Source organism: Streptomyces sp. NPDC090106 (genome assembly GCF_044747265.1).
GTDB lineage: Bacteria > Actinomycetota > Actinomycetes > Streptomycetales > Streptomycetaceae > Streptomyces.
This window is the reverse complement of sequence record NZ_JBIVDS010000016.1, coordinates 68,828-84,152: the sequence shown is the minus strand read 5'-3', so window position 1 is coordinate 84,152 and position 15,325 is coordinate 68,828. Positions and strand designations below refer to the sequence as shown.

12 protein-coding genes are annotated in these 15,325 nt (G+C 73.1%); 6 read left to right on the top strand and 6 right to left on the bottom strand.

Annotated elements, in window-relative coordinates; translation table 11 throughout:
- Window positions 1-139: 139 nt before the first annotated feature.
- Window positions 140-1,837, bottom strand: a complete 1,698-nt coding sequence (locus tag ACIPSE_RS39110) for a peptidase dimerization domain-containing protein (RefSeq protein ID WP_401672744.1) — start codon at window positions 1,835-1,837, stop codon at window positions 140-142.
- A 217-nt stretch (window positions 1,838-2,054) separates the two neighbouring features.
- Here ACIPSE_RS39110 and ACIPSE_RS39105 point away from each other — a divergent pair, with 217 nt between their 5' ends.
- Both ACIPSE_RS39105 and ACIPSE_RS39100 read left to right on the top strand, forming a co-directional pair.
- Window positions 2,055-3,464, top strand: a complete 1,410-nt coding sequence (locus ACIPSE_RS39105) for a DUF6461 domain-containing protein (RefSeq protein ID WP_401672742.1) — start codon at window positions 2,055-2,057, stop codon at window positions 3,462-3,464.
- A gap of 173 nt (window positions 3,465-3,637) precedes the next feature.
- The gene (locus tag ACIPSE_RS39100; RefSeq protein WP_401672739.1) at window positions 3,638-4,393 is read left to right on the top strand and encodes a dienelactone hydrolase family protein; all 756 of its coding nucleotides are present in this window, start codon (window positions 3,638-3,640) and stop codon (window positions 4,391-4,393) included.
- A 15-nt stretch (window positions 4,394-4,408) separates the two neighbouring features.
- On the opposite strand, the gene ACIPSE_RS39095 is transcribed toward ACIPSE_RS39100, so the two are convergent.
- Both ACIPSE_RS39095 and ACIPSE_RS39090 read right to left on the bottom strand, forming a co-directional pair.
- Window positions 4,409-4,780 (bottom strand): DUF2255 family protein, encoded by a 372-nt coding sequence (locus ACIPSE_RS39095; RefSeq protein WP_401672736.1) that lies wholly within the window; start codon window positions 4,778-4,780, stop codon window positions 4,409-4,411.
- Window positions 4,777-5,652 carry a helix-turn-helix domain-containing protein gene (locus ACIPSE_RS39090; protein ID WP_401672733.1) on the bottom strand — a complete coding sequence of 292 codons (876 nt, stop codon included), beginning with the start codon at window positions 5,650-5,652 and terminating at the stop codon, window positions 4,777-4,779. The genes ACIPSE_RS39095 and ACIPSE_RS39090 overlap by 4 nt, the downstream gene beginning before the upstream one ends.
- 197 nt (window positions 5,653-5,849) lie before the next feature.
- Between ACIPSE_RS39090 and ACIPSE_RS39085 the strand changes: the two genes are divergently transcribed.
- Together ACIPSE_RS39085 and ACIPSE_RS39080 are read left to right on the top strand one after the other, a co-directional pair.
- Window positions 5,850-8,117 carry an ATP-binding protein gene (locus ACIPSE_RS39085; protein WP_401672731.1) on the top strand — a complete coding sequence of 756 codons (2,268 nt, stop codon included), beginning with the start codon at window positions 5,850-5,852 and terminating at the stop codon, window positions 8,115-8,117.
- 200 nt (window positions 8,118-8,317) lie between these two features.
- Window positions 8,318-11,161: an AAA family ATPase gene (locus ACIPSE_RS39080; RefSeq protein WP_401672728.1), complete on the top strand. Its 2,844-nt coding sequence runs from the start codon at window positions 8,318-8,320 to the stop codon at window positions 11,159-11,161.
- Between the two features lie 237 nt (window positions 11,162-11,398).
- Here ACIPSE_RS39080 and ACIPSE_RS39075 read toward each other — a convergent pair whose 3' ends face one another.
- A complete protein-coding gene (locus tag ACIPSE_RS39075) occupies window positions 11,399-11,833 on the bottom strand; it encodes a hypothetical protein (protein WP_401672726.1) in 435 nt (144 codons plus the stop codon).
- 229 nt (window positions 11,834-12,062) lie between these two features.
- Between ACIPSE_RS39075 and ACIPSE_RS39070 the strand changes: the two genes are divergently transcribed.
- A complete protein-coding gene (locus ACIPSE_RS39070; protein ID WP_401672724.1) occupies window positions 12,063-12,638 on the top strand; it encodes a TetR/AcrR family transcriptional regulator in 576 nt (191 codons plus the stop codon).
- 117 nt (window positions 12,639-12,755) lie between these two features.
- On the opposite strand, the gene ACIPSE_RS39065 is transcribed toward ACIPSE_RS39070, so the two are convergent.
- Window positions 12,756-13,295 carry a CGNR zinc finger domain-containing protein gene (locus ACIPSE_RS39065; protein WP_401672721.1) on the bottom strand — a complete coding sequence of 180 codons (540 nt, stop codon included), beginning with the start codon at window positions 13,293-13,295 and terminating at the stop codon, window positions 12,756-12,758.
- 118 nt (window positions 13,296-13,413) lie between these two features.
- Here ACIPSE_RS39065 and ACIPSE_RS39060 point away from each other — a divergent pair, with 118 nt between their 5' ends.
- Window positions 13,414-13,842, top strand: a complete 429-nt coding sequence (locus tag ACIPSE_RS39060) for a hypothetical protein (RefSeq protein WP_401672718.1) — start codon at window positions 13,414-13,416, stop codon at window positions 13,840-13,842.
- 114 nt (window positions 13,843-13,956) lie between these two features.
- Here ACIPSE_RS39060 and ACIPSE_RS39055 read toward each other — a convergent pair whose 3' ends face one another.
- Complete coding sequence (locus ACIPSE_RS39055) at window positions 13,957-14,883, bottom strand: alpha/beta hydrolase (protein ID WP_401672716.1); 927 nt, start codon at window positions 14,881-14,883, stop codon at window positions 13,957-13,959.
- Window positions 14,884-15,325: the final 442 nt, after the last annotated feature.

Here is a 15,325-nt window from a genome sequence, read left to right as displayed (position 1 = left end):
GCACCCGGTCATCGTGATGGGCGACGCCGCGTCGCTGCGGAAGGAGCCGCCCGGTGCACATGGCGAGCCCCCGCCCGTGGTCGAGGACGGCAGGACCAGGGACGGGGGCGTCGAGGGAGCGGGCGGGCGGCGGCCCCGCTCAGGTCACGGGCGGCAGGGCGGGGCCCGTGGTGCCCAGCTGCTCGGTGGACACGATCGGCGGCACCGGCCAGGTGACCCCCTTCGGCGGCCAGCTCTGCCCGGTCGCCTTCAGGAACTCGGCCGGCGGCTCGTACAGCGGCGGCTGGTTGCCGTCCGGGATCATCGAGGCCCACTCGACGCCCTCGGTACGGTCCTTGAACTCCTGCTTCATCGCGTCCAGCAGCTCAGGCTGCTCGATCAGGTCGATCGCGCCCGCCGCCAGATAGCGCGCGGCCGACAGCAGCGCCTGATGGCCGATGTGGGTGGCCGCCGTCGCCGTGGCACCCCAGTTGTGGTTCGGGATGCCCGGCGGGTACGCCGCGGACAGCAGCACCGCGGTGGGCGCCTGCCAGCTGATGTCGGCGGTGTCGGTCGCCAGACCGCCCGTGTAGGCCGCGGCCGGGGGAGCCAGCGGCGTCAGATCGGTCGGCATGCCCACCTCGGGCTTGCCCAGCGACTTCTGCACCGCCTTCGCCAGCGTGTGGTCGGCCTCGGTGAACTTCGGCGCGCCGATCTGCTGCATGTTGTCGTTGAGCAGCTCCGCGCCCGCCTTGTTGGCCAGCAGGTTCCAGGTACCGGCGTGGAACTTGTGCACCAGGCGGGTCTGGCTGGCCTGCGCGGCGGCCTTGCCGCACTCCACGATCTTGTCGTAGAGCACCTTCGCCCGCGCCGGGCTGCCCTCGCGGACGAAGAACCAGATGGAGCACATGTCCGGGGTCACGTTCGGGGCGCCGCCGCCGTTGATGATGGCGTAGTGGAAGCGCCCGGACGGGGCGACGTTCTTCTCCCGCAGGTACTCCGACATCGTCGCCATCAGCAGGGCGCCGTCCAGACCGCTCTTGTTGCCGAGCGGGGTGCCGCCGTGACCGGAGGCGCCGAGGAAGGTGAAGGTCGCCGATATCAGCGCGCTGGTGGTGTTCCAGAACGGCACCGTGATGTTGAACGGGTGCCAGTCCAGGAACGCGTCGAGGCCGTCGTAGACCCCCTCCTTGACCGCGTACGCCTTGCCGACGAGCTGCTCCTCGCCCGCACTGCCGAACAGCTTGACCGTGGCCTTCAGACCGTTCGCCTTGATGGCCCCCGCCACCGCGATGGCGGCCGCGGTGCCGCCCGCGCCGAGGGCGTTGTGGGCGTCGCCGTGGCCGGCGCCGTACGTGGGGCCGTAGGCGTCGTAGTGGTAGACCAGCGGGTCGTGGCTGCCCACGCCCTTCTTCTGGGACAGGCCCGGCAGCGCGTCGTACTCCGCGTTGAAGCCGATGACCGGGCCCTCGGTGCCGTAGGTGGCGACGAAGGCGGTCGGGAAGCCGGCCGGGGCCCACTCGATCGTGAAGCCGTTGTCCTTGAGCAACCTGGCGTGTGCGAGGGAGGACTTCCACTCGCGCAGCGACAGCTCGGCGTGTTGCCACACCTCGTCGCTCAGCTTGGTGATCGCGGCCTCGTTCGCCGTGATCCAGTCGAGCGCGCTCTGCTTGGCGGCGGTGCTCTTCGCCAGTCCCCCGGGAGCCGTGTACGTGGCGGGGGAGACACCGGTCCTCTCGTCGTACCCGAGGGTCGCCGCGAGCACCGGGTCGGCCTGGAGGAGGGCTGCCGTGGTCGCGGTGGCGCTCAGCCCGAACATCTTCAGCAGGCGTCTGCGGCCAGGGTGGAAGTCGTTCACGTCAGTCTCGTCCTCGGAGTGTGAGGCAGAAGCCGGCTGGACCGGCCCCGCGGCATGTGGTCTGGCATGCCGTCAGAGATCATATGTATCAGAGGTGTTCGCGGCGCCGTCGACATCGAGACAGGTGCCTCGCCGGACCATCGCGCAGGTGTGAACCCCTCCCGGCCCGTGTCCGTTGTCCGTACAGGTGTGCAGTGTCGATGTGCAGGAGGTCACGATGAGCACCGCCGATGCGTCCGTGCTGAGGACGGGGGAGTCGCTACGGCTCGGCTCCCTCGTCTCGCCCGACGGCTCCTACGCCTTGGAGCACCGCGCCGACGGCACGCTGGTGCTGCGCGACCGCGCCGCGGGCCGCGACGTGTGGGGCGTCGGCTCCCCGGGCACGGCACCCGGGCGGCTCGGTCTCTTCCCGGACGGGCGGCTGGTGCTCGAAGCCTGGCCGGGAGTGCCGGTCTGGGTCTCCGGCGACGTCGACCAGCGCGTGGTGGCCGCCTCGTTGACCGACCAGGGGCGGCTCGTCCTGACGGACCCGGACGGCGGCCTCCGCTGGAGCAGGGATCCGCTGACCGAGGCCGATCTGGCCGCCCACCGGCCCGCCGCCGGCGATCGGCTGCTGCCCGGACAGGCCCTCACCGAGCCGCTGTTCTCCCCGAACGGCCGCTACCGGCTCACCCACGGCCCGGCCGGCGACACCTCGCTCGCCGCCCCCGAGGCCGGCAGGGACCGCGGGGTGTGGTCGCGGCACGCGCACGCACCCGGTGCCCTCACCCTGGGCACCGACGGGGTGCTGCGCTCGGGCACCAACTCCATGGTGCTGCTGCGCTGGACCGGCCGGTACCGCCTGGACCCGATGGCGGTCCGGATCTCCGCGGTCGTGGTGCGCGACCAGGGCGACATGGTCCTCCTGGACGAGAACGGCGAGGACTTCCACGAGACCCGGACCGCCGCGGAGGAGGCCCGGCTCGCCGGGCTGCAGCGGGCGGAGGCCCGTCGGCTGGCCAAGGAGGCCGCCAAGCCGTCACGGCCCGCCGGCAGCGGTCTGCCCCGGGACTGGTACGACCTGCTGGACCTGACCGGTCCCTGCACACTCACGCTGGTCGAACACCCTGACCCGGAAGAGGCCCTGCGACGTCTCGGTGCCGGTCCCCGGACGATCCGGCCCATGACCTACCCGGACCTGCTGGACGCCTCGCACGCCGGGTCGGAGCCGCTCAAGTGCGCGCTCGCGGCGCGGGTCGGCGACCGGGTCCTGGTCGTCGAACCCTGCGGGATCGAAGGCGTCCAACGTGCCGGGAAGCTGTCGCGGGGCGGCAGCGCGATCGTCCACTACCGGGACTTCGACGGCTGGGACTCCCTCGCCTGGTACCGGGACGGCAAGCTCCTCGCGCGCTACGGAGAGGACGACGAGGAACTGCTCGGACGTGGAGCCCCGGCGCCCGAGGGCACGGAACCCGCCGCGTTCGTGCCGCTCATGCGGCGGATCGGCCTGGGCGTGTACCGGGAGGTCGAGGAGGACGGCGAGTTCCTGCCCCCGGGCGTCGAACTCGCCTGTCTGGCGGCGGGCGTCCGGCCCCGACCCGGGGACTTCCAGGACACGCATCCGGGCGCCGTGTTCGGCACCTGGTGAGAGTTCACATGTATTTCTCGCCGCGGCGGGAATCAGCGGGTGATTCACGGCGTTCGTGATGTGCGGGCGGCTGATCACCTATGTCTGCGTGTGCGCATACGCGCAGATGTGCACATGCGTGCAGGTGTGCAGGTGTGCTGTCCCTTCCCCCAGCAGAGAGGCACTCCCACGCCATGAACGCCGTGACCGGAACACTCGTCGACATCCCCACCGCAGACGGCACCGCCGACGCCTACCTGGTCCACCCGGACGACGGACGAGCGCACCCGGGTGTGCTCATGTACCAGGACGCCTTCGGGGTGCGCCCGCATCTGAAGGCGATGGCCGACCGATTGGCGGCGGCCGGTTACACGGTGCTCGTCCCGAACGTCTTCTACCGGCACGGGCGCATCCCGGTCGTGGAGCTGCCCGAGTTCATCGACATGGCGGCCCGCCCGGACATCGTGGCGAAGGTCGTCCCGCTGATGGAGTCGCTCACCCCCGAACTGGCGGAGCGCGACGCCGGGGCCTGTCTGGCGTGGTTCGAGAACTCCCCGCTGGCCACGGACGGGCCGGTGGGGATCACGGGCTACTGCATGGGAGCCCGGCTCGCCCTCTGCACGGCCGGCACCCACCCCGGCCGGGTCGCCGCCGCGGCGGGCTTCCACGGCGGCTGGCTGGCGAGCGAGGCGCCCGACAGCCCGCACCTGCTCGCCGACCGGATCACCGCCGAGCTCTACTTCGCGCACGCCGACGAGGACGACTCGATGCCCGAGGAGCAGGTCCACCGTCTGGAACAGGCCCTCACCGACGCGGGCGTCAAGCACCGCTGCGAGGTCTACGCGGGCGCCCACCACGGCTACACCCAGTCCGACACCGCCGCCTACAACCCCGAGGCGGCCGAGCGGCACTGGGCGGAGCTGCTGGAGCTCTTCGGCCGGGCTCTCTGAGAGCGCGCCGACCGCTCAGCGGGCCCGGGCCGGCACCGGTTCGATCCGGATCGTCGCGGCCCGGGCCTCCGGCCGTGCCACGAGGGCGTCGGACACCGCTCCGTACTTGGCGCGGAAGGCCGCGTCGAGCCCGGCGGGCAGTTCGAGGTCACCGGTCGTGAGGAGGACGTCGCGGCTCACGCCGCCGACCTGGATCCGGCCGTGGCCGTGTTCCCGCGCCGCCCGGTACCAGCGGGACCGGACACCGCGGTGGGCACGGACGTACAACTCGCCGTCCGCGACCGCCATGCCGATCTCCACCCCGTCCTGAGCGCCGCTCCCGGCGGTCAGGACGAGGGAGTAGGTCTCGGCGAGCAGCGTGAGGTCCTCGGGGGTCCAGGCGGTCATCGGCTCATGTCCTGTGTGTGTTCGTCGTCCTGTTCCTGCGCGGTCCAGGAGGTGAGGATGCGCAGGGCGTCGTGGGAGGGGCTGCCCGTCTCGGCGGTCAGGACCGTCAGCCGCTGCCCGGAGCCGTCGGGGCCGGCCCAGGTGTCGCAGTCGAGGGTGAGGTCGCCGACCAGCGCGTGACGGTAGCGCTTGGTGCCGTAGGTGGCGCTGGTGACGCGGTGCTCGGCCCACCAGACGCAGAAATCGGTGTCCTTGAGGGACAGTTCGCCCACGAGACGGGCGAGTTCCGGGTCGTCGGGGTCGGCAGCGGCCTCCATGCGCAGGGCCGCGACGGCGTCCCGCGCGTCGTGCTCCCAGTCCTGATGCAGCTCCCGGACCACCGGGTTCGTGAACAGCAGGTGCACGAAGTTGCGGCGGCCGGGCGCGAGGGACGCGAAGTCGGTGTAGAGCGCCGCTGCCGCCGGGTTCCAGGCCAGGACGTCCAGGCGCCTGCCGAGGACGAGCGCCGGGGCCTCGGTGAGCTGGTCCAGCAGTCGGCGCATGGCCGGCCGTACCCGCTCGGCGGGCCGACGGCGCCGCGGCCGTGCGTCACCGCGGCCGGCGAGGTCGTACAGATAGCGCTTCTGGTCGTCGTCGAGGCGCAGGGCGCGGGCCAGGGTGGCGAGCACGGGGGCGGAGGCGCGGACGCGGCCCTGTTCGAGGCGGGTGTAGTAGTCCACGCTGATCGCTGCCAGCCGTGCGACCTCCTCGCGGCGCAGCCCCGCGACCCGGCGGGCCGAGTCGGTCCCGGGCAGCCCGCACTCCTGCGGTGTCAGTTGCGCCCGACGGGCCCGGAGAAACATGCCCAGATGGGAGGCGGGTGTCGGTTTCATGCTGTCCAGTGTCACGCGGCCGAGCGGACCGTGGGGCAGGTGTGAGGGGGCAGATTCTTTCCCAGGCACAAACCTGTCTCCCTGCTGCCGACGATGCGGGGTGTGCGCCGCGGTTCCCCGGCCCCTCCGATGTGATTCCGGTCCCGGCCGTCCCCTTGCTTTAATGGCCGTTCCAGAACGTATGTGTGGGGGCGGGTGTGGACGGCACGGAGTTCGGCCGACTGCTGCGGGAGGCACGGCAGCGTTCGCTGCTGACGTTGGAGGGACTCGCCGAGGCCTCCGGAGTGAGCGTCCGGGCGATCAGCGACATGGAGCGGGGCCACAGCCTGCCGCGGCAGGCGACGCTGAGCGAGCTGATGGACGTCCTGGAACTGGCCGAGGACCAGCGGCGGCGGTTCGTCGAGGCGTCGGTGCGGCGTACCGCGGCGACCGCCAGGCGGGTCCCGCGTCAGCTGCCGCCCGACCTCGCGGTGTTCCGCGGGCGTGAGGAAACACTGGCGACGGTGACCGCGCTCACCGCACAGGTCGCCGAGCGCGGCGGACATGTCGTCGTCTCCGCGATCGGCGGCATGGCCGGAGTGGGCAAGACGACCCTGGCCGTGCACTGGGCCCACCAGGTGGCGGACCGTTTCCCGGACGGCCAGCTGTATGTGAACCTGCGCGGGTTCGAGGACACCGGACACCCACTGGACCCCGCGGAGGCCCTCGGCGGGTTCCTCACCGCCCTCGGCGTGCCCGACGGTGACATACCCCGCGGCACCGAGGAGCGCGGCACGCTCTTCCGGGAGCGCGTCGCGTCCCGGCGGCTGATCGTCGTACTCGACAACGCACGTGACGAGGAGCAGGTCAGGCCGTTGCTGCCGGCCGCGACCGGATGTCTGACCGTCATCACCTCGCGCAGCCGGCTCGCCGGACTGAGCGTGGTGGAGGGTGCCCGACTGGTCGGGCTGGACGTGTGGACACGGGCCGAGGCACTGGCCGCGCTCGCCGCACGGATCGGCGAGGAACGCTGCCGGGCGGAGCCCGAGGCCGCGGCCCAGCTGGTGGAGCTGTGCGGACTGCTGCCGCTGGCGGTCGCGATCGTCGCCGCCCAGTTGAGCGCGACGCCCCAGCTGGCCCTGCGGGTGGCCGTGCGGGAGCTGCGTGAGTCCGGTCCGCTGCTGGACGCCCTGTCGGTCGGCGCCCGGCGCGACGACGTCCGGGCCGTGTTCTCGTGGTCGTACCGGGCCCTGCCGCCGGAGACGGCCGCCTTCTTCCGGCATCTGGCGCTGCACCCGGGCCCGTCGGTGTCGGCGGCGGCCGCCGCCTCGCTCAGGGGCGTCGGCGTGCCGGAGGCCCGGCGCCATCTGCGCCGGCTGACCTCGGCGAACCTGCTGTCGCGCGACGCGGAGGGCCGCCACGTACTGCACGACCTGATCCGGGCCTACGGTGCCGAACTCGTCGAACAGGAGCAGGACGACGGGTTCGGCGCCCGGATGCGGCTGCTGGACTACCTGCGGCACAACGCCTACGACGCCAACGGCCTGCTGGGACGCACCTCGTCCGACGTCGTCGACCCCCCGGCCGACGGCGTCGTGCGCGTCACCATCGGCACCCGTGAGGAGGCGCTGGACTGGTTCCGGCAGGAGGAGCCGACGGTCGCGGCGGCGCTGCGCTCCATGGACGACCCGCGGCTGCTGCGTATCCGCATGACCTTCACCGAGCACTGGGTGAGCTACTTCTCCGTCATGGGCCGCTGGAGCGACGAGATCGAGACCAAGCGCATCGCCCTGGACGCCGCTCTGCTGCTGGAGGAGCCGGTGGCCATCGCGCGGAACGCGGCGCATGTCGCCCGCGCGCTGGCGGAGACGGGACAGAACGACGAGGCGGACCGGCACGTCGAGCTGCTGCTCGCGCAACTGCCCCGGCTCGAACCGGCGGAGCAGGCCATCGCCGAACGCAGCATCGGCTGGGTGCGCGGCCGTCAGAAACTCCACGACGAGGCCCTGCACCACGCCGGCCGAGCCCTGGAGCTCTACCGCTCCCTGGGCGACGACCGCTCCACCGCCCGTGAGATGAACGCGGTCGGCTGGTACCTCGCCCTGCTCGGCCGCTACGAGGAGACGGTCGCCCTGTGCCAGGAGGCGATCCCCCTGCTGCGCCGGGACGGCAACCTCCGTATCGAGGCCGCCGCCTGGGACACCATGGGCTTCGCCCGGCAGCGGCTCGGGGACCTCGACGGCGCGTCGGCCGACTACCAGGAATCCCTGCGGATCTACGGAGAGGCCTTCGACGGCTACAACCAGGCCGAGGTCCTCGACCACCTGGCGACGGCACAGCAGGAGCGGGGCGATCAGGCGGCGGCCCGGGCGAGCTGGCTGCGGGCCGCCGACCTGCTGACCGCGATCCGCAGCCCGCGCGCGGCACGCATGCGGGCCCACGCGGACGCCGTCCTGGACGGCCACGGAGGATCCGCGCCGGTCTGACGCCGTTCCGGGGAGCACGCTCCGGTCCGACACCGCTAGGTCGAGCCCGGGCTGGTCCGGCACCGCTCCGGGAGGCCCGGCACCCGCAAGCTGCATGCGAACTGCCTGGTTCCGCAGGCCCCCTTCCACTGGGATGGCAGGAGGCAAGAGAGCGCGCCCTGGTCCCGGCGGGAACGCTCGCCGCGGAACAGGGGTCATCGATGAACGCGCAGACCAGGCTCTCCCCGCTCACGCTCACGCTCACGCTCACGGCCGCGGAGCCGGGCGACCTTGCGGTCCCGCTCCTCGCCCCCGGAACCCTGACCGGGACACCGTCCGAGACCTGCCCCGGGACACCGTCCGGGACCCTGCCGGACGGCACGTCCCTCCTCGGCCGCGACGCCGAACTGGCCGGACTGCGGGACTTCCTGCGCGAGGCGACCGCCCACGGCGCGACCCGCCTGGTGTCCGGGCACCCCGGCTCGGGCAAGTCGGCGCTGCTGGAGGCCACCGTGCAGACCGCGACGGCCGCCGGGACACGCGTCCTGCGCTGCGCGGGCATCCGCGGCGGCAACCCCTCCGACCTGTCGGGCCTGCGCCGGCTCGTCCGGCCGGCGCTCGGCACCTCGGCACGCTCCCTGAACGCCGACGGCCGCCTCGACGCCCTGGAGCCGCTGGTGGACGGCGCCCCCGCCCCGGGCGGGCGGTCGCGGCTGGCGTACGCCGTCCTGGAGGTACTGGAGTCGGTCAGCGCCGGACAGCCCCTGCTGGTGGCCGTGGACGACTGGGACGCGCTCGACGAACCCAGCAGGGAGGTGCTGTCCTTCGTCGCCCGGCGGACCGAGGGCCACCCGATCGGGCTGCTGATGACCGCACGCCCGCACCGGGCACGCCTGGCCCCGCTGGCCGGCCTGCCCCACCTCTCCCTCGGCCCGCTGAGCTACGCCCGGTCCGCCCGGCTGCTGGCGGCACGGCGACCCGGACTGGACGCCCAGGCCGTCCGCGACGTGCTGACGACCGCGGCCGGCAACCCCCTGGCACTGCTCGAACTCCCCGCCCGCCCCGAGGACTCACCGCCCTGCGTGCCCGCCTCGTCCGACCGGCTGGCCGCCGCCATGGCACCGGGCGCCGCCCTGCTGCCCGCAGGCACCCGGGACCTGCTGCTGGTGGCGGCGCTGCACCCGGCGGGAGACCTGCCGCTGCTGCTGTCGGCCGCGTCGCGGATCGCGGGCACCGAGCTGGGCTTCGCGACGCTGGAGCCGGCCGAGCACGAGGGCCTGGTGGCGTTCGACGGCCTGCGGCTGGTCTTCGGCCACCCCACGACGCCGGGGGCGGTCGTCCACGACATCGACCCGCGCCGCGCCCGTACCGCGCACGCCGCCCTGGCCGCCGTACTGCCCCGTGGTTCGGTGCGGATGCTCTGGCATCTGTCGCAGGCGGTCGAGGGCCACGACCCGGACCTCGCCGACCGGCTGGAAGCGGTCCACGGCCAGGCGCTGGAACAGCGCGAACCGGCCATGGCCGTACGGCTGCTGCGCCGGGCGGCCGAGCTGCATCCCACCCCGGCGGACCAGGGCCGCTGCGCGCTGCGGGCCGCCCAGCTCGCCCACGTCCTCGGACTGGAACGCATGACCCGGACGATGGCTCACCTGGCCTCGCACCGCCCCCTGGGCCCGCTGGGCGCCCTGTGCGCCGAGGCCCTCGCGCGGACCGGCGGCACGCCTTCGCCGGCCGAGCCCGCCGCCTGGCCCGTCCCCGACGGCGCGGCCGAGCAGGAGAACGCCTTGGAGCTGGCCCGGATCACGGCACCCGCCATCGCGGGCGACGACACCCGCGCCGAGGCGCTGCTCGCCTTCCTCGACGCGATACCGGACCGGAGCGAGGACCCCAGGCTTCTCCAGGCCATGGCCACGGTCGGTCCCGTCCGCCGGGCCGCGACGGTCCTCGCGGGCGTCCGCGCCGTCCGGCGCCTCGCCGACCTGCCCGTACGCGACCTCGAACGCCTCGGTGAGGCGGCCCTGCTCGCCGGCGACCCGCTGCGGGCGCTGGACCTGTACCGGCGGGCGGAGCGCCGCCACCGCTTCCACGACGTGCCCGACCAGCTGCCCCGGGTGCTGCTGCGGCAGGGCCTGGCACACCTGGCCGTCGGCGACTGGGGGCAGAGCACCCATGCGCTGCGACGGTGCGCGGAGCTCGCCGCGGACCACGGCCAGGACCACCACACGGCCGCGGCCCGTCTGCTGGAGACCCTCGTACGAGGTCTGCGCACCGGCGGCCCGGTGGCTCCGGCCCGCGGCCCCGGACTCGAGGCCGCCCGGCGCGCGGTCCGCTCGATCGACGAGGTCCTCGCGGTCGGCAGAGCCTGCGCGCTCGCGGAGGGCGGCGACTTCGCGGGGGCCCACACGGCGCTGTCGACCCTGCTGTCCGGCCCCCGGAGGAGCCCGGCGGCCCTGTTCGCGCTGGTGACCTTCGCGGAGGCGGCCCACGCCGTGAACGCCTCGGCACAGGCGCGCGCGGTCCTGGACCGGCTGGAGGCGGAGCTGGGCGCGGAGTGCGCCCCGAACACCGCCCTCCGCATCACGGTGGCGCGGGCCGTCCTGGCGGACGACCAGGACGCCGAGGCACTGTTCGAGCGGGCCTTCGCCGAGGACCTGTCCGGCCGGCCCTTCCTGGAGGCACCCCTGCGGCTGGCCCACGGACGACGGCTGCGGCGGCTGCGGCAGTCCGCCGACTCCCGGGCCACCCTGCGGCAGGCGGCGGCCACCTTCGGCATGATGGGCGCCCAGGCGCGCGAGGCACGGATCACCGCGGAGCTGCGGGCGTCCGGTGAACGGGCCGACAGCGGCGCCGGGCCCCGGCCGGCCGCGGCCCGCGAACTGCTCACCGGCCAGGAACTGCGGGTCGCCGAACTCGCCGGCCGCGGCCTGTCCAACCGCGAGATCGGCGAACTTCTCGACCTCTCGCCGCGCACCATCGGCGCCTACCTCTACCGCATCTTCCCCCGCCTCGGCGTCACGGCGCGGGCGCAGCTGGCCGACGTACTGAGCGACCGTCAGACGGTCTGAACCGCCACCTGGTCCACTCCGGCCACCTCCACTCCACCCGCCGCGGTCAGCGGCACGCGCCCCGACTCGGCCTCGACCTCGGCCTCGACCTCGGCCAGGAAGAGCAGCCCTCAGAACCGCTCGCGGCGTAGCGGGCCACGGCGGACCGGCCCATGCGTACGTCCCCGGCAGCCGGCAGGTGTGTCCGGTGCCCGGGTGCGCGCAGCACGCAGATGTGCCATGTGTTCGCGTACACACTCATCCGCGCGGGTGTCCCTCCGCGGAGCCGTGCTCCGTGCCCGCCGCCGCGCACAGATCGCGGAGACTGACGTCGGCACCGAACGCGAGACGTCGGAAGACCCAGTCGATCGGGTGGTACTCCCGTGCGTCGGGCAGCTCCACGACCACGGGTACGGTCGCCGGGTGCGCGGTCGGTGCGGGCCGCCAGACGCCGCCGACGTGCCGGATCAGGACTTCTCCCAGGTAGCAGCCGAATGCGACGAGTGATTCGGCCATGTCCTCGCCGGTCACACCTTCGGCTCGGAAGCCGTCGACGATGTCCTCCACCAGCACGACGCTCTCCGGGCTGTAGTCCAGCTCGGCACCGCTGATGTCCGCCGCGGTCGCGACGATGGCAGTGGCGTGCCGGGGCGCGTTTCCGGGCTCCAGTGGGGGATTCAGGTGCACCTGCATGTGGGTCCTCGGACTGATTGCCGTCAATGCCGTCGAGGCTAACCGCACATCACCCCGTCGCACATGTCTCTGCTCGTTTCGATACGTAACCCGGCCGGAAGGAGTTTCCGACAGTCGATCGACTGAAGCCTTCCCGTCCTCGAGCTGGCAGAGTCGACACACTCGCCCGCGCGTGGAGACCTCGCTGACGAGTACCAGTCCGTGGGCTCGCCGACGAAAGGATCCCGCAGTGGCACGCCCTCGTGCGTTCGACACCGATGTGGCGGTGGAACGGGCCATGAGCCTGTTCCAGAGGCAGGGGTACCACGCCACGCCGGTGCCACGGCTGACGGCACTGCTGGGGATCGGCAGCGGCAGCCTGTACGCGGCGTTCGGCTCGAAGGACGGTCTCTACGCCCGCGCCCTGGAGCACTACTGCGACGGTCTGGTCGCGGCTCTCGACCGGGACGTCCGGGCCGGTTCCGACATCCGCACGGCGCTGCGAGGCCTGTTGATCACCATGGTCACGGCCGACGCGGCGGACCCGGAGTGCGGCTGTCTGCTGGTCGGCGCGACCACGGAACGCGCATCCCACGCCGGCACGGTGGAACAGGTGCGCAGAACGATGGACGCCGTGGAGTCGGTGCTGGCGCAGGCGTTGCGGCGGGCCAGGGCGCGGGGCGAACTGGGGGGCGAGCACAGTCCGGTGGAGCTCGCCCGTTTCCTGACCACGTTCATCCAGGGCATCCGGGTCATGGGGCGGGCGCGTGCCGACCGGGCGTTCCTGGAGTCGGCGGTCAGCGGGGCGCTGAGGGCGCTGAACTGAACCCATGCCTTGTCCGGGCCGGATAACCTGCAAACGGTCCCTTCGGTCCCTGAACTATCGTGATGAATAACGCATTTCTTTCATTCCGTGCCGAGGGCAGGGACCGACGGTCGGCCGTCACCTGCGGCGCCGGGCCCGCAGGGCCGCCGCTTTGACCCGGTTCCCGCAGGTCCGCATCGCGCACCATTCCCGGCGGCGGCCCCGGGAGCGGTCGAGGTAGATCTGGGTGCAGTCGGGATGCCCGCACTCGCGCAGCAGTTCCGCCTCGCTTCCGGAGACGAGTTCGACGGCCTCGCGGGCGAGGTCGGTGAGGGCGTGGCGGGCGGTGCCGCAACGGCTGGGGCCGTCGGGGCCCAGGGCCAGTGTGACGGGCTCCCCGGCGGCCTGCCGGTTCACGGCGGTCACCGCCCCGGCGGGCAGGTCCCGGCTGGTGAGACATGCCCTGACCAGGGCGTAGATCGCTTCCCTCAGTCCCACCGCGGCCCGCAGGTCCGCCTCGGCGGATCCGGGCGCCCGGTCCAGCAGTCCGGACTCGACGAACCACGCGTCCAGCAGTCCGGTGGTGGCGATCCGTTCGATCGGCAGCGGCGTGTGTCGCGCCTCCAGGGTCCCCACGAAGTCGAGCGCGGGTGACCCGCACGGAAACACATGTCTCACGCGGACCTCCTGGCAGATGGCTGGACACCTCTTCAGAATAACCGCCTTGACAGGTGACGTGAAGAGGTGCGAATCTTCCGTCACCGCTCAGAACAGTTACTTCCGGTGAGGACATCCCATGGCAGTCGTTCGCTTCCACCTCGTCTCCCAGCTCGCCCCCAAGGACGTCCTGGGGGTGCTGACCGACTTCGGTCCCTCCCGCGCCCAGTCCTGGCCCACCATCGACGCCGACCACTTCGAGGTCCACGACCTCGGCGACACCTGGGCCGAGGTCACCGAAGGCACCGCCGCGGCCTGGGAGCGGGCGCGCTACCAGTGGGAGCCCGCCGGTGACACGGTCACCATCACCACGCTCGACTCCAAGCTCTTCGGCGCCGGCGGCGGCTGGGTCTTCAAGATGACCCCCGAGGGCGACGGCACCCGCGTCGACGTCGAACTGACCCGGGAGCCGAGCACCCTCAAGGGCAAGATGCTCGCCTCGCTCCTCCCCCTGGCCGCCCCCGGCTCCCTGCGCAAGTCCTTCGCGGGACCCCTGCAGGCCAAGTGACCCGCTCCCGGTACCGCCGGGCACACACCACGAGGGGCCGACAGCATGTGAGCTGTCGGCCCCTTCGTCATGTCACCCCGCACATGTGCGCGGACGGTGGCGACGCGCGGTCGGTCACTTGGTGAGGTGGGCGGTGAAGTAGTCGGCGAGCTTGTCGACGGCGGGGTCGATGTACTCGCGCTTGTCGTAGAGGTCGACGTGGCTGGCACCCGGGATGCGGTGGAGCTCCTTGGGCCCGGTGGCGGCCTGGTGGGCCTCGACGGCCATCCACGCGGTCACGGCGCGCTCGCCGATGATCTGGAGGATCGGGCGCGGACCGATCAGGGGCACGGCGCGGAAGACGTCGCTGGAGGCCGTCTTGTCGACGCTCTCCCAGGCGAGGAACTTCGCGGACCGCTCGTGATGGCCGCGGGCCCCGCAGTAGTACTCCCAGCCCTCCACCCCGTGCTCGCCGCCCAGGGCCCCGGCCTGCTCGGCGGTGTCGGGGAACATGGTCATCACGCCCGGGTCCTCACCGCGGGCGGCGACCGTACGGGCCTGGGCGGCGGCGTCCAGCAGGGTCTGGAAGACGGCCGGGTCCTGGGAGCCGTCGGCGCCGTAGCGGAACTGGCGGGCGGGCTCTGCGGTGCACACGGTCGCCACCGCCCTGACACGGTGGTCGCCGCCGGTCGCGGCCAGCGAGTAGCCGCCGGAGGCGCAGATGCCCAGCAGGCCGATGCGCTCGGGGTCGACCTCGTCGCGGGTGGTGAGGTAGGAGACGGCGGCCTTGAAGTCCTCGATGCGCTGGGCGGGGTCCTCCAGACCGCGCGGCAGGCCGCCGGACTCGCCTTGGTAGGCGGCGTCGAAGGCGAGGGTGACGAACCCGCGCTCGGCCATCAGCTGGGCGTAGGTGCCGGAGGTCTGCTCCTTCACCCCGGTGCCCGGGTGCCCGACCACCAGCGCCGCCCGCGGGCCGCCGTCGGCGGTGGCGGTGTCGGGGGTGTAGAGGTGCGCGGCGATCTCGATACCGGCGCTGTCGAAGCTGACACGGGTCCTGGCCATGAGAACTCTCCTCGAGAAGAAGGGCGGTGCTGAGGTTGCCCAGTCCGGTTGTCCGCCGGGCACACATTCACCATCCGCCCTCTCGCCCCGATGTGGGAGAGACAGGTTTCTGCCGGGGAAAGAACCTTCCCCCTCACACCTGTGACGCCGGGCGGGCCCGGGCGGTCAGGCCGGGACGACGGTGAGACGCGTCCCCAGCACCGGGAGGTCCACGCCGCCGTCCGCGTCGGCCTGCCGGCGCCAGTGCGCGCCGTCGCCGTCACCAGTCCCGTCCAGCCGGCGCCGAACGACGGGGCCGCCCCGGCCGTACGGGCGGTGGTCGCGTCGGTGACGGCGTCCCAGAAGTCGGCGGCCCGGTCGCGGTCCTGGGCGAGGGCGGCGCCGCGCAGGCTGCTGAGGTCACGGGTACGGGTGGCGCCGATGGGCGGGGTGCCGCGCGCCG

Coding starts and splice junctions, on each gene's coding strand:
- ACIPSE_RS39105 (WP_401672742.1), top strand. CDS start 2,055: ATGAGCACCGCCGATGCGTCCGTGCTGAGGACGGGGGAGTCGCTACGG.
- ACIPSE_RS39100 (WP_401672739.1), top strand. CDS start 3,638: ATGAACGCCGTGACCGGAACACTCGTCGACATCCCCACCGCAGACGGC.
- ACIPSE_RS39095 (WP_401672736.1), bottom strand. CDS start 4,780: ATGACCGCCTGGACCCCCGAGGACCTCACGCTGCTCGCCGAGACCTAC.
- ACIPSE_RS39090 (WP_401672733.1), bottom strand. CDS start 5,652: ATGAAACCGACACCCGCCTCCCATCTGGGCATGTTTCTCCGGGCCCGT.
- ACIPSE_RS39080 (WP_401672728.1), top strand. CDS start 8,318: ATGAACGCGCAGACCAGGCTCTCCCCGCTCACGCTCACGCTCACGCTC.
- ACIPSE_RS39075 (WP_401672726.1), bottom strand. CDS start 11,833: ATGCAGGTGCACCTGAATCCCCCACTGGAGCCCGGAAACGCGCCCCGG.
- ACIPSE_RS39060 (WP_401672718.1), top strand. CDS start 13,414: ATGGCAGTCGTTCGCTTCCACCTCGTCTCCCAGCTCGCCCCCAAGGAC.
- ACIPSE_RS39055 (WP_401672716.1), bottom strand. CDS start 14,883: ATGGCCAGGACCCGTGTCAGCTTCGACAGCGCCGGTATCGAGATCGCC.